The 14,745-nt window shown below is 71.4% G+C and carries 8 protein-coding genes and 1 pseudogene; 8 read left to right on the plus strand and 1 reads right to left on the minus strand.

Going from position 1 to position 14,745, the window contains the following annotated elements:
* Positions 1-14 precede the first annotated feature (14 nt).
* The 6 genes from amcA (ACN27A_RS28010) to ACN27A_RS28035 are packed head-to-tail and all read left to right on the plus strand — an operon-like array spanning position 15 to position 3,146.
* Entirely contained in the window at positions 15-179 is a 165-nt protein-coding gene (gene amcA, locus ACN27A_RS28010) for a multiple cyclophane-containing RiPP AmcA (RefSeq protein ID WP_421457554.1), read from the plus strand.
* Entirely contained in the window at positions 176-526 is a 351-nt protein-coding gene (locus ACN27A_RS28015; RefSeq protein ID WP_421457556.1) for a hypothetical protein, read from the plus strand. Before amcA (ACN27A_RS28010) ends, ACN27A_RS28015 begins: the two co-directional genes overlap by 4 nt.
* A complete protein-coding gene (gene amcB / locus ACN27A_RS28020) occupies positions 523-1,659 on the plus strand; it encodes a cyclophane-forming radical SAM peptide maturase AmcB (protein WP_421457558.1) in 1,137 nt (378 codons plus the stop codon). The genes ACN27A_RS28015 and amcB overlap by 4 nt, the downstream gene beginning before the upstream one ends.
* Complete coding sequence (gene amcA, locus ACN27A_RS28025) at positions 1,656-1,838, plus strand: multiple cyclophane-containing RiPP AmcA (protein WP_421457560.1); 183 nt, start codon at positions 1,656-1,658, stop codon at positions 1,836-1,838. The genes amcB and amcA (ACN27A_RS28025) overlap by 4 nt, the downstream gene beginning before the upstream one ends.
* A gap of 60 nt (positions 1,839-1,898) precedes the next feature.
* Positions 1,899-2,561 (plus strand): pentapeptide repeat-containing protein, encoded by a 663-nt coding sequence (locus ACN27A_RS28030; RefSeq protein WP_421457561.1) that lies wholly within the window; start codon positions 1,899-1,901, stop codon positions 2,559-2,561.
* Positions 2,562-2,576: 15 nt separating this feature from the next.
* On the plus strand, positions 2,577-3,146 hold the full coding sequence (locus tag ACN27A_RS28035) for a kinase (protein ID WP_421457563.1): 570 nt from the start codon (positions 2,577-2,579) through the stop codon (positions 3,144-3,146).
* 113 nt (positions 3,147-3,259) lie between these two features.
* Here the strand turns inward: ACN27A_RS28035 and ACN27A_RS28040 are convergent, their stop codons facing one another.
* On the minus strand, positions 3,260-3,772 hold the full coding sequence (locus ACN27A_RS28040) for an HAD domain-containing protein (protein ID WP_421457565.1): 513 nt from the start codon (positions 3,770-3,772) through the stop codon (positions 3,260-3,262).
* 222 nt (positions 3,773-3,994) lie between these two features.
* Here ACN27A_RS28040 and ACN27A_RS28045 point away from each other — a divergent pair.
* Together ACN27A_RS28045 and ACN27A_RS28050 are read left to right on the plus strand one after the other, a co-directional pair.
* A pseudogene (locus ACN27A_RS28045) lies at positions 3,995-4,645 on the plus strand (IS256 family transposase); the annotation flags it as partial.
* A gap of 293 nt (positions 4,646-4,938) precedes the next feature.
* Positions 4,939-14,730, plus strand: coding sequence for a polymorphic toxin-type HINT domain-containing protein (locus tag ACN27A_RS28050; protein ID WP_421457567.1), 9,792 nt, complete (start codon positions 4,939-4,941; stop codon positions 14,728-14,730).
* Positions 14,731-14,745: the final 15 nt, after the last annotated feature.

Below are 14,745 nucleotides of genomic sequence, written 5' to 3' on the forward strand. Positions count from 1 at the left end.
TGGGGGGTGGCGGCATGACGCTGTACGTCTCGCGTAACGTCATGTCCGGCCAGTCCCGGCGTCCCGAACCGAGGTGGACGGCCTGTCCGGGGCAGGTGTGGCCCGCTGATCCGCCGCTGCTCACCTTCGTGTGGCGTCGGCTGTTCGCGCAGCAGGCCCGCGAGGGCGGTCGCCGGTGACGGGGCAGCAGCGCCGTCTCGCGGCAAGCCGGCCCGTGCCAGCCGAGATGGAACATCTGCCGATGCGCCCGCTGTGGCTGTGCCGCCGATGCGGGCAGCCATGGCCCTGCGGCGCAGCGAAGCTCGCGCTCCTAGCCGAGTACCGAGAAGTGCAGGTGAGCCTGTTCCTCTACCTGGCCGGCTGCCTGCATGACTCGATCGACGACCTGCACCGGCTCAACCCGAGCGTCACGGGCAGCGCCGCCGACATGTCCGACCGGTTCCTCGGCTGGCCCGTCCGTCACACCCACGCCTACCGCGTCAGCACCACCACCACGGCCGTCAGCCTCGAAGAGGGCTCCTCGTGAACGGCATCGGCCTCATCGGCGCCACCGGCCAGCCGGCGATCGCCGGCAGCTTCCACACCCTGGTCGTGCAGCCGACGAGCTTCTGCAACCTCGACTGCACCTACTGCTACCTGCCCGACCGGCGATCCCTCCGCCTGATGAGCGGCGCGGTCGCGCAGGCCTGCGCCGAGTCGATCGCCCAGCAGAACAGCGGTCATCCCGTAAGCGTCGTGTGGCACGGGGGCGAACCCACCGCCACACCCATCGGGCTGTTCCGGGATCTACTGGCTCCGTTCGAGGAGCTGCGGCGCGCGGGCATTGTGCGTCACGAGATCCAGACGAACGCCACGCTGATCAACCGCCAGTGGTGCGAGCTTTTCGCCACCTACGGCTTCGAGGTCGGGGTCAGCCTCGACGGACCCGGCGTGTTGAACCGGAACCGCCTCGACCGGGCCGGCACGTCAACGGATGCCCGGACCCTGCGCGGCATGCAGGCCCTGGCCGACGCGGAGCTGGGGTACTCGGTGATCTGCGTTGTCACCCCGGAAACCATCGGCCACGCGGAAGCCCTCGTCGATTTCTTCGCCGGTCTGCCCGGCTGCGAGTCGGTGGGCTTCAACATCGAAGAGCAGGAGGGCGCCGACCGGGCACCGGTGTCGGAGGATGCCGCGTACCGGTTCTGGCAGCGCCTTATCGCACGGCGCGTCGGCGGCAGCCCGCTGCGGATCCGCGACGTGGACCGGCTGACCGACTATCTCGCCGCCACCCGCGCCGGGCACGTCGACCACGCCCCGTACGAGCCGATCCCGACCGTCTCCTGGGACGGGCAGGTGGTGCTGCTGTCACCGGAGCTGCTCGGCATCACCGAGCCGCGATATGGCGACTTCATCGCCGGCAACGTCCTCCAGCAACCCATCACCGCCATGATCGCCGGCGCCGGCGACCTGGGCTACGTCGCCGAGTTCGTTACGGCCCTCAACGACTGCGCCGACCACTGCACCTTCTACGACTTCTGCCGTGGCGCCCAGGCCGGCAACCGCTACTTCGAGCACTCGACGTTCACCGCCCGAGAAACGACCTACTGCCGGACCACCCGACAGGCCCTCGTCCGTGCGGCTGCGGATCACCTCACCCCTCAAGGAGAAGCACCATGACCAGCGCCCTCGCGGTCCTCGTCAACGCTACACCCGAGCAACTCGCCCGCCTCGGCGTGGACCCGGAGCGGTCGGTAGCGTCGATCGACGCGGCGAAGTTCGACAACCGCCCCACCTGGGACAACAAGGGTAGGTTCGACAGTCGACCCGGCTGGGACAACTGGAACAAGAAGACGTAGCCCCGCGACGGGACGCGCGGGGTGGCGTGCCCACCCCGCGCCCACACAGGTTGAGGACACATGCGTACCACCACGATCGGCGACGTGAAGGTCCTGCTGCCGGACCTCGAACCGGACGACCTCGACACCACGTCGGACCTGGACGGCAGCCTCACCGAGGCCGTCGTCGAGGGCGCAGCGTGGCACGGCTCGCACCTTGAGGACGTCAGTATCCGCAGCAGCCTGATCACCGGCGTGGACCTGAGCGAGAGCACCTGGGAAGCCGGCAGCCTCTACGGCTGTGAGATCACCCGCACCGACTTCTCCGGCGCGACCCTGACCGGCATCACCATCGAGCGGTGTGCGATCACCGGCTCCCGGTTCACCGGCACCAGACTCACCGACGTACGACTCAAGGACGTCCTGTTCGACGGCTGCCGCTTCGACTACGCCACCTTCCACCGCGTCACCGCCGCCGGCTCGGTCGCGTTCACCGACTGCACTCTCACCAACGGCGCGTGGTCCTCCTGCCGCCTACCTCGCATCGCGCTGCGGTCATGTGACCTCGCCGACCTGGAACTGGACTCCTGCCACCTCGACGGCATCGACCTGCGGGGCAGTCGGCTCCACGGCCTCAAAACGCCGCTGGACAACCTGCGCGGCGTCACCCTCGGCGCGGACCAGCTTCCCGACCTCACTCAGCTGATCATCGCCGCCCTCGACCTCACCGTCCGCAACGACTGAAGCAGAGGAGGCATCGTGGTCGCCGAACCCACTGGCAGCCCGGATACGATCCTCGTCTGCATCCGGGGCAACTCCGGCTCGGGCAAGAGCAGCATCGCCCGCGAGCTACGACGCCGGCACGGTCGGGGCTGCGCCCTGGTCGAGCAGGACTACCTACGCCGCATCCTGCTACGCGAGCGGGACAGGCCCGGTGGTGCGGCACCGGCGTTGATCGGGCAGACCGTTCGGTTCGCGCTGGACCACGGCTATCACGTCGTGCTGGAGGGCATCATGCACAGCAGCCGCCACCGAAGCATGCTGACTTCCCTGCGGGACGGCCACCGAGGGCGGTCCCTGTTCTGCTACCTCGACGTGTCCCTGGCCGAGACCCTGCGCCGGCATCTCACCCGCCCGCAGGCCACTGAGTTCACGGCCGAGCACATGAGCGGCTGGTACGCCGCCCATGACGTCCTGGGCTGGCCAGGCGAACTCGTCCTACCGGAGACCACCACCCTGGTCGACGCCGTCGAGGCCCTCGCCGCTGCCGCCGGGCTACCCCAGACCGGACTCGACGACGACCTGCTTCCGAGCGTTCCGTCCCCGTAGAGCAGCCAAGCCGGCTACCGGTGTCGCCGTTCCGGCGCACCGTTCGTCAACGCCGGTCCCGAGTGGTCAGACAGCCCGTCAAGCACGGCGACTGCGACGGCATGGAGCTCGCCCTACCACGCCCGCCTGAGCCAGCTCTCAATGACAGTGAAGTCGAGCTCGGTCAGTCCGCGACGGGGATCGACTCGATGTAGCAGGGCCGGGGCGTGGTGATGAGTCGATACCCACTGCTGATCGGCGTGGGAGATCTCGTCGTCGATCCAGACGAAGGGGCGTCTCTGCGCCCATTCGACCAGCCCACGTGTCTTCCAGTGCAGGACGCCAACCTCGTCGGAGTCGGGCCAGTCCACGACGGGCAGGGTCGGTAGCCCGAGCAGGGGTGCGAGTACGTCGTTCGCGTCGCGCATCCAGGTCGTCGCCCACACCAGATCACATGGCAGAGCCTTCAGCCGGCGGCCGTGTGCCGGATTGACCTTGTGTAGCAGGGGATGGGCGTCGGCCGGTAGGGCCGGTGCCTGGGTGTGGCCATGCGGCATGCTCGGCTGAGCCGCCGTGGGTGTGCCGAGCGGGATGAGGGTGCCGTCCACGTCAAGGAACAGCAAGGCACGCGGCGCAGGGTCGGACATGACCCAAGAGGCTAGCCCTCACCCTGCCACCGGCTACCTCCGCGCTTTCCCCAAGGCATTCGTCTCGCTGCTGCTCCGTGCCGGCAGGCGTGCGCTACCGACGGGGTTGCGTCCAGGGAAGTGGTGTGCGACTTGCCCGTGATGGGCGTGTTGCGTCGATGAGAGACGGCCATCGCGTCGATCCTTCAAGACGACCAAGTCAAAGAAGGAGAAGAGGACGCGATGGCCGCATCAGAGAGTGTGAACCCTGTTGACCTGCTGCGCGAGCAGATCGAGGGCGCGTCGCCGGACATGTTGCAGGCGATGATCAAGACGTTCGTGCAGGCGGTGATGTCTGCCGAGGCGGATGCGATCTGCGGCGCTGGCTACGGGCAGCGCAGCGACGAGCGGGTCAACTCCCGCAACGGATACCGGCAGCGCGAATGGGACACCCGAGCCGGGACGATCGACCTGGCGATCCCGAAGCTGCGGCAGGGCAGCTACTTTCCCGACTGGCTGCTGACGCACCGGCGGCGGGCCGAGCAGGCCCTGGTGTCGGTGGTTGCCACGAGTTACCTGCTCGGGGTGTCGACGCGGCGGGTGGAGAAACTGGTGGAGCAGCTCGGGATCCGGCAGCTGTCGAAGTCGCAGGTCTCAGAGATGGCCGCCCATCTGGACGTGCAGGTGGAGGCGCTCCGCAACCGGCCCCTCGACTCGGGCCATTACACGTTCGTATGGATGGACGCGCTGACGATGAAGGTCCGCGAGGCCGGTCGCACCGTCAACGTCCACGCGCTGGTCGCGGTCGGCGTCAACGCCGACGGTCAACGTGAAGTCCTCGGCCTGGATGTCGCCTCCGAGGAGGACGGCGCCGGCTGGCTGGCGTTTCTGCGGTGGTGGAGTGGTTGCCGGAGGTGGTGCGCCAGCGCGCCGGGACGTTCACCAGCCGGCAGCGAGGATGAGCGGGAGCAGTTCAGCGCGGACGCGGCCCGGTATCGCCCAGGATGTTCCCACGTCGCGCCGACGCGTCCGCATGCGTTCAGCCGGCCACCGGACAGCGGTTGAACTTCCACTGTGGATAACGGTTGGGTATCGACGTCGAACCGGGGTGCCGCACCACGATATCCATTGGCGGCATCGCGTGCCGCGGTGCGGAAGAACACTTCTGTGCGCCACGGAGGTCGGCGATGCGCGACGGCAACAAGAGCACGTCAGGTGACCGGGCCGTCGACCTGCTCCCCGGGCTGTGGCACGCGCGACCGCCACTGCGTCGCAGGCTGGTCCCGGCGCTGGCGGGGGCGATGGCCCTGGTCATCGCGGTGACCGGGGTGGGGGAGCTGCCGCCGCCGATCGATCCCCCGAAGGCGGGCCTCGACGTGCTGGCCGACGGGGCCGGTGGTGGGCAGGGCAGGGCCGAGGCGCCGCGACAGCGGTGGGAGGGCGAGTCGGAGACCGTCGCGGCGACGCGGTCGCGGACGAACCGGAAGGTCCCCGCCTCCCAGCGGTCGCGCTACCCGCAGCACTCGCTGACGCAGCGACCGAGTGTCCCGGCGAACACGGCGACCATGCAGCAGCCACCGGTCACACCGGCGCGCGGCTATCAGTCGGCCACCAGTCGGGAGCTCGCGCCGCAGCGCGACGCGTACCGGCGGGTCTACGCGAATGCCGACGGCACCCAGACCACCGTCTTCTCCGCGGCGCCGGTGAACTTCCGGACCGCCACCGGCGGCTGGGCGCCGATCGACCCGCGGCTGACCGGCGACGCCGCCTCGGGCTGGCGCAACACGGCGGACGCGGTGCAGGTCCGGCTCGCTGCCCGGGCCGACGCGCCGGCCGTGGCCCGCTTCGCCCTCGCCGGCGGTCAGGCCGTGTCGTACGGGCTGGCCGGCGCCGCGTCGGTTCCCGGAGAGGCCGACGGGGCGTTGGTCACCTACCGCGGCGTGCTGCCCGGCGTGGACCTGGAGCTGGAGTCGCGCCCCGGCGCGCTGAAGGAGACGCTGGTCCTGCGCTCCCCGAAGGCCTCACGGGTGTACGACTTCCCGCTGGGCCTCGAAGGGCTCACCGCGGCGGTGCGCGACGGCTCCGTGGAGCTGTCCGACGCGGCCGGCACGGTGCGGGCCGTCTTCCCACCCGGCCACATGGTCGACGCCGCGCCGGTTCCGATGACCTCGATGGCCGTCAGCTACCAGCTGCGTACCGTCGGTGGTAAGCCCCACCTGCGGGTGTCCGTGGACGACGGCTGGCTGCGCGACCCGGCCCGGGTCTACCCGGTCCGCCTGGACCCGACGGTCGAACTGCCCGTCGCCGAGGGCGCCGCCGACTCGGCCATGTACGTGCACGGCGGCGGCTCCGCCTCGGGCGCCAGCGAGCTGCGCGTCGGTACGGTGGACGGCGCCAACGCCGCGTCGTACGTCAAGTTCGGCGGGCTGGTGGACCGGCTGCGGCACCACACCATCTACGGCGCCCAGCTCCAGGTGGTCAACTACGACGCCGACTCCTGCCGGGCCCGCGAGGTGACCGTGCACCCCGTGACGGCCGCGTGGTCGGCCGGCACCGGCTACTCCTACCCCGGGCCGGCGGTCGGCGCCGCGCTGGCCACCCGGTCGTTCGCGCACGGGCACGTGGCGTTCGGCGAGAGCTCCTCGGCCTGCCCGACCGCGGCCGAGGCGTTCGACCTGGGCGGCGCCGGGGGCAACCTGGTGCAGCGGTGGGTCAACGGGGAACAGGCCAACCACGGCCTGTCGCTGCGCGCCTCCACCGATCCGCTCAGCGGCAAGCGGTTCGCCGGCCCCCAGACGGCCAACCCGCCGAGGCTGTACGTGACGCACAGCCCGTACAACGCCTCGTACCAGATCCCGAAGCCGGTGCCCAACCCGCCGGTGTTGCAGAACCAGGACGGCCGGGTCGCCGTGACGGTGACCAACCGCAGCGCCGGCGCGTGGGCGGTCGGCGACTACTACCTGGCCTACCGGGCCTACAACGCCAAGACCGGCGCGGCGGTCACCCAGCAGCGCGCGGCCAACCTGACGGCCCCGGTGGCCCGTGGCGCCGCGGTGACCCTCAACGCGACCATCAAGGCCCTGCCGCCGGGGCGGTACTTCCTCGACTTCACGATGGTGCGTACCGGGGGCGTGGTCTTCACCGACCACCAGGTGCCGCCCGCCCGGATGGTGCTCGAGGTCGTCGACATCCCACCGGTCGTGCAGGAGCTGTACCCGCCGAACGGCTACTCCGCGCAGACCCTGACCCCGCAGCTGTGGGCCCGTGCGCTGGACATCGACGCGCCCCCGGGACTGTCGCTGTCCTACAGGTTCGAGGTGTGCGAGCAGACGGCGGCCGGCGGCACGACCGGCTGCTTCGACTCCGGTTTCCAGGCCAGAACCGCCTGGACGGTGCCGGCCGGCCGGCTGTCCTGGAGCAAGACCTACCGGTGGCGGGTGATCGTCAAGGACGGCGGCAACGAGGTGCCGTCGCCGACCTCGACGCTGCTCACCGCCGTGCCCCAGCCGGAGATCACCTCGCGGATCGCGGGCGCGACGACGGCGGCGCGCGACCGCGAGTTCGACGCCCAGACCGGCAACGTGTCCACCACCGCGGTGGACGCCACGGTCACCACCGTCGGTCCCGAGCTGAACCTGGTCCGCACCTACAACAGCCTCGACCCGCGCCGCGCCGGCGCGTTCGGCGCAGGCTGGTCGACCCGGTACGACATGGGCGTCGTCCCCGACGCGGACGGCTCCGGCAACGTGCTGGTCACCTACCCGGACGGCCAGCAGGTGCGCTTCGGCCGCAACCCCGACGGCACCTTCGCCGCCCCGGCCGGCCGCACCGCCTCGCTGACCTGGAACGGCACCCTCTGGACACTTGTCGACAAGGCGAGGACGACGTACCAGTTCTCCGCCGCCGGCCGGCTCACGAAGATCACCGACGCGGCCCTGCGGTCGATCGTGCTCACCTACAACGCCACCGACGGCAAGCTGGCCCGGGCCCGGGTCTCCAACAGCCAGACCAACACGGCCGGCCGGTCGCTGACCTTCACCTGGACCGGCGCGCACGTGACGAGCGTCGCCGCGGACGCGGTCAACGGCGTGGCGCCGACCTGGACCTACACCTACAGCGGCGACCTGCTCACCTCGGTCTGCGCCCCGGGCAACGCCTGCACCCGGTACGGCTACGCGGCCGGCTCGAACTACCGCACCGGTGTCCTTGACGCGAAGCCCGAGTCGTACTGGCGCCTGGGCGAGCCGCAGGGCACCGCCGCCGGCAGCGAGGTCGCCGTCAACCTGGGCAAGGACGCGGGTGTCCACACGGGCGTGACCCTCGGCACGGCGGGCGCGCTGACCGGCACCGGCAACACCGCGGCCACCTTCAACGGCACCTCCTCGCTCGTCGACCTGCCCAAGGGCGCGGTGAAGAAGGCCCGCGACACCGCGGTCGAGCTGTGGTTCAAGGCCAGCACCACCGGCGGTGGCGGCCCGCTGCTGGGCTACCAGGACAAGGCGCTCGGCGCCGCCTCCACCACGGGCGTGCCGGTGCTGTACGTGGGCACCGACGGCCTGCTCCGTGGCCAGTTCGGCGGCCCTCCGATCGCGCCGCTGACCTCGACCGCTGCCGTCAACGACGGGCGCTGGCACCACGCGGTGCTGTCGGCGATGGGCGGCGTGCAGACGCTCTACCTCGACGGCGTCAAGATGGCCGAGCGCACCGGCACGACGGTCGAGCACTCGCTGCTCACCTTCAACCAGCTCGGCGCGGCGTACGCGACCACCCCGGCGTCCTGGCCGGCGTGGGGCACGACGGCCCGCCGGCACTTCGCCGGTGTCATCGACGAGGTGGCCGTCTACTCCCACCCGCTGGGCCAGGCGGCGGTCACCGCGCACCACCGGTACGCCGCCGGCACCGACCAACTGACCACGGTGACCCTGCCGAGCGGCAAGATCGCGGCGCAGTTCAGTTACGACACCGCGGCCGACCGGGTCACGAAGCACACCGACCGGCACGGCGGCATGTGGACCATCGGCGCACCGCTGGTCTTCGGCGGCGACACCGACCTGCGCCGCAGCGTGCAGGTGCTGGACCCGGCGAACCGGCCGCACCTGTTCGAGTACGACGCGCTCAGCGGCCAGTTGCTGCGTTCGGGCACGCCGCTCGGCCTGGAGATCCGCGAGGAGGACCGGCCCGGCTCGCCCACGCCGCCACCGCCCCCGCCGCCGACGGAGGTGTGCTCCACGCCCGATCCGGGTGACCCCTCGTTCTGCACCGTCATCCCAGGGGACGCGGGCGGGCCGGTGTTCGTGCGGCACCCGCTGGAGGGCATGGCGATCCGCACGTTCGAGTACGACGACCGCGGCAACCAGACCGTGGTCACGAACGAGAACGGCGACGCCGTGCGGATGGGCCACGACCAGCGCGGCAACGTCACCTCCAAGCGGACCTGCCGCGCAGGCGGGGTCTGCCACACCGCCTACACGACCTACCCGGCGACGGTGACGGACCCGTTCGACCCGCGTAACGACCTGCCGACCGAGTCGCGGGACGGGCGTTCGGCCAGCGCCACCGACAACACCTACCGGACCAGCTACACCCACACGCCGTTCGGCGAGCTGGCGACGCAGGTCAACCCGGACGGCGGCACCGTACGGCACACCTACACCACCGGCGGCGAGGCGGCGTACGGCGGCGGCACCGTGCCGGCCGGCCTGCTGCTGACCACCACCGATGCGCGCGGCAAGATCACCCGCTACGCGTACTACCAGAACGGCGACCTCTACCGGACCACGGAGCCGTCGGGGCTGGTCACCACCCACACCTACGACGCGTTGGGTCGGCTGCTCACCACCACGGAGATCTCCGACAGCCACCCGGCGGGGGTGGTCACGAGCCACACCTACGACGCGCTGTCCCGGCCGGTCAGCGTCACCGCGCCGGCCACCACCGACGCGGTGACGGGCCAGGCGCACCAGAAGCGCTCCACGACCTCCTACGACGTGGACGGCAACGTGATCCGCGTCGAGGTCGACGACGTGCGCGGCGACGACGAGACCCGCGTGAGCACCTGGGAGTACGACCAGTCCAACCGGCCGATCAAGACCACGGACGCGGAGGGCAACGAGACCGTCAAGAACTACGACCGGTTCGGCAACGAGACCACCGTCGTGGACGCGAACGGCAACCGGTACGACTACGCCTACACCGCGCGCAACGCCCTGGCCGAGGTGCGCCTGCGGGCGTACGCCGGCGACGAGGGCCCCAGCACCGGCGACTACCTGGTGCTGCACACCTACACCTACGACCACGCCGGCCGGATGGCCAGCGACACCGACGCGATGGGCCGGCGGCTGGAGTACCAGTACTACGGCGACGACCAGCTGCACCGCCTCGTGCTGAAGAACTTCCGCAACCCGGACGGCAGCAAGCGCGACTACGTCGTGGAGGAGAACACGTACGACGGCGCCGGCAACCGCACCCGGCAGGCCTCGGCCAACGGCACCTCGGTCACCCAGCAGACGTACACTCCCGCCGGCGCCGTCGCCAGCATCGTGGTCAATCCCGGTGCCGCCGCGCTGACCACGTCGTACACGTACGACACGATGGGCAACGTCACCCGGATGACCCGCGCCGGGCGGCCGTCCAACGTGCCGTGGACCCTGTCCACCGCCGGTGAGCAGGTCGACTACGCCTACGACGACAGCGGCAACCCGGTCCGCCAGACGGTCGTCGCCGGCACGGTCACCCGGGTCACCACCAGCGCGTACGACCAGCGCGGGCTGCTGACCGCCGCCACCGACCCGCTCGGGCGGACGATCCGCTACACGCACGACGAGCTGGGCCGCCAGATCCGGGTGGTCGCCCCGGCGGTGGCCGCCGAGGAGAACGGCGGCGCGCCGACCACCGTCACGCCGACCACCGTCACCGGCTACAACACCTTCGACGAGACGGTGCACACGGCCGACGCCCGGGGCAAGATCAGCAGCTTCACCTACAACCGGCTGGGCCGTCAGGTCGGCAGCACCGCCCCGACGTACGCGCCGCCGGCCGGGGTGAGCGCGTTGCAGCCCACCACGACGGCCCGCTACGACCCGGCGGGCAACGTGGTCGAGACCGTCGACGCGCGTGGCAACGCCACCCGGTACCAGTACGACCAGATGGGTCGCCTGGTCAGCCGGGACGAGCCGGCGGGCACCGCGGACCGGGCGGTGACCCGGTACACCTACACCCGCACGGGTGAGCTGCTGTCGGCGACCAGCCCCACCGGCAGCCGGACCGAGGCGACCTACGACGACCTCGACCGCCAGGTGACCGCGACGGTGCTGGAGCGGTACCCGACCCCGCGCACCCTCACCAGGCAGTACCGCTACGACGACGGCGGCAACGTCACGTCGGTCGTGTCGCCCGGTGGCGCCACCACCACCAACACGTACGACGTGTTCGGCCAGCTCACCCGGGTGGTCGACCCCGCCGGGGTGGCCACCAGCTACGGCTACGACTACGCCGGCCGGCAGGTGCGCGTCAGCGACGGGCTGGGGCGTACCGAGCGGATCGACTACGACCTGCTCGGGCTGATCACGGCCGAGTCGGACGTGGCGCCGGACGGCTCGACCCTGCGCACCCAGACCTACGGCTACGACGCCGCCGGCAACCTGACCTCGGCGGTCAGCCCGCGCGGCGTCACCACCACCTACGAGTACGACACGCTCGGCCGGCTGGTCCGGCAGGTGGAGCCGACCACCACCAGTTCCTCGATCACCACCGGCTTCGGCTACGACGCGGCCGGCAACCCCACCCGCTACACCGACGGCCGGGGCAACCGCACCATCTCCACCTACAACAGTTGGGGCCTGCTGGAGTCGCAGATCGAGCCGGCCACCACCGCCCACCCGAACGCGGCCGACCGCACCTGGACGGTGGCGTACAACATCGGCGCGCAGCCGACCAGGCTCACCGCGCCCGGCGGGGTGAACCGGCTGCGCAGCTACGACGCGGCGGGCCGGCTGACCGGCGAGACCGGCAGCGGTGCCGGCAGCCCGGAGCGCACCCTCGGCTACGACCTGGCCGGCCGGCTGGTCCGGGCCGCCGCGCCGGTCGGCACCGACACGTACAGCTACGACGACCGGGGCAACATGCTCAGCGCCACCGGCCGGGCCGGCACCGCCCGCTTCCAGTACGACGCGGACAGCCTGCTGACCAGCCAGACCGACGCGTCCGGGACCGCCAGCTACACCTACACCCGGCAGCGGCTGACCGCGGCCCGGGACGGCATCACCGGCGTCACCCAGCGCTACACCTACGACGCCGCCGGGCAGCCGATCGGCATCGACTACGGCTCCGGCCGCACCCGCACCTTCGCCTACGACAACCTGGCGCGCCTGAGCAGCGACGTCACCCGCAACGCGACCGGGCAGTCGGTCAGCTCGGTCAACTACACCTACGACGCCGACGACAAGCTCATCGGCAAGACCACGGCCGGAACGGCCGGGGCGGGCAAGCACACCTACGCCTACGACCTGGCCGGGCGCCTGATCTCGTGGACCGGGCCGCAGGGCACCGTGGCGTACGCCTGGGACGCCTCCGGCAACCGGATCCGGGCGGGCGCGAAGACGGCCAGCTACGACGAGCGCAACCGGCTGCTGTCCGACTCGGACTACACCTACACCTACACCGCGCGGGGCACGCTCGCCTCGCGAACCAGCGCCGGGCTGACCGAGAAGTACACCTTCGACGCGTTCGACCGGCTCACCACCGCGGGCAGCGTGACGTACACGTACGACGCGTTGAACCGGGTGGCGGCCCGTGGCAGCTCGCCGTTCGGGTACGCCGGTCTGGCCGACGACGTGGTCAGCGACGGCACCGGCCGCTTCTCGCGGGGGCCGGCCGGCGAGGTCCTCGCCGTGGGCGAGGGCGACGAGCAGCTGCTGGCCCTCACCGACGGGCACGGCGACGTGGTGGCCGGCATCGACCCCACGGACACCGCGCTGACCGAGCTCACCGACTCGAAGGCGTACGACCCCTTCGGCGCGGTCGTCGCCACCGAGGGTGACACGGGCGACCTGGGCTTCCAGGGCGACTGGACCGACCCGACCACCGGCCAGGTCGACATGGGCGCGCGCTGGTACGAGCCCGGCACCGGCGGCTTCGTCTCCCGCGACACCGCCAACTACAGCACCGGCGACTCGATCCTGGCGAACCGGTACACGTACGCGGCGGGCGACCCGCTGGCGCACATCGACCCGGACGGTTACTGGCCCTCGTGCGGCTGGTGCAAGTCCGTGGTCAACCGGGTCAAGAAGACGGCCTCCAACGCCTGGTCGGGAGTGAAGCGGGTCGCCTCCAACGCCTGGTCCGGGGTGAAGCGGGTCGCCGCCAGCGCCTGGTCGGGGGTGAAGCGGGCGGCCAGCTACGCCTGGGCGGGCGTGAAGCGGGCGGCCAGCTGGGTCGGCTCGGCCATCAGGAAGGTGGGCAACGCGATATCCAACGGAGCCAGGTGGCTCTACGACAAGGCCCGCACCGCCGTCAGCTGGGTCGGCAGCAAGATCAGGTCCGCGGCGAACTGGGTCGCCAGCAAGGCGTCCCGCGCGTGGCAGACGGTGAGCACGGCCGCCTCGGCGGGGATGACCTGGGCGAGGCAGAAGGCCGAGCAGGCGCGCCGGGTGATCCACGAGATGAAGCGGCGGGTCACCGAGACCGCGCGCCGGGCCATCGAGTACGCGGTCAAGCACAACCCGGTCAAGGCCGTGGCCGCCGCGCTCAAGCCTGTCGTGTCGACCATCAAGACGGTGGTCTCGGCGGCGGCGCACATCCCGGCCGCGGTGGTCGCCACCGTCCGGGACGTGGTGGCCGACACGGTCCAGGCGACCAAGGTCATCTACCAGTCGGCGGTCCAGGCGGTCGGCAACGTCGTCGAGGAGGTCTCCAAGGCGACCGAGGCGGTGGCGGACTTCGCCCAGGCGGCCGCCCCGTACGTGAAGGACGCGCTCAGCTTCGCCGCCGAGGCCGTCGGCGTCACCGACCTGGTCGACTGCGTGAGCAAGGGCGACCTCGAGGCGTGCGCCTGGACGGCGGCGACCGTGGCCGGCTTCGCGCTCGGCGGGGTCGGCGGCGGCGCGGTGCGGGCGGCGCGGGCGGCGCGGATGGCGGCCAAGCACGGCGACGAGATCGCCGATGTCGTCCGCGGGGGAACCCGGGTGCCCACCGCCCGGCGGGCGGACGACGCGGCCGACGTCGCGTCCTGCGCCACCGGCAACAGCTTCACCGGCGACACGCTGGTCCGCATGGCCGACGGCTCGACCAAGCCGATCAGCGAGGTCGAGGTGGGGGAGAAGGTGCTCTCCACCGATCCCACCACCGGCCGCACGGGGGCCTTCGCGGTCACCGCCGTCATCGTCGGCGAGGGGCGCAAGGAACTGGTCGAGGTCGAGGTGGACACCGACGGCCCGAGCGGTTCGGCCACCGCCTCGGTGACCGCCACCGAGGGCCATCCGTTCTGGTCACCGGAGCGCGACACCTGGGTCGAGGCCGGCGACCTGGCCGACGGCGAGCGGTTGCTGACCTCCACCGGGGGGACCGGGACCGTGCTGGCCACCCGGGAACGGACCGAGCGGGAGCGGGTCTACAACCTCACCGTCGACACGACGCACACGTTCTACGTGCTCGCCGGCGCGCTGGACCTGCTGGTGCACAACACCGACGCCGGCTGCCCGGCCCACGGCCCGTCGAACCTGCCCGAATCGGTGACCGGCAGGAAGCCCTCGGGCAAGTGCGACTGCGGCGACTCGAAGCTGGACGACGCCTCCGACCTGCGCAACGGCACCGCCCAGCGGCAGAACGCCGACCGCATGGAGGAGCTGCGGAGGGAGATCGAGGGGCGGGGCAAGCGGGCAGAACTGCCGAAGAGCGTCACCGGCCAGGTCGAGGACATCCTGGAGACCATCCAGGATCTCTGGGTCCCACCGGGGGGTTCACCGGGGGTCCCACTGGGCTAGTGACGCCGCCCGCCG

The organism is Micromonospora sp. WMMD737 (assembly GCF_049179055.1).
Taxonomy (GTDB): Bacteria; Actinomycetota; Actinomycetes; order Mycobacteriales; family Micromonosporaceae; genus Micromonospora; species Micromonospora reichwaldensis.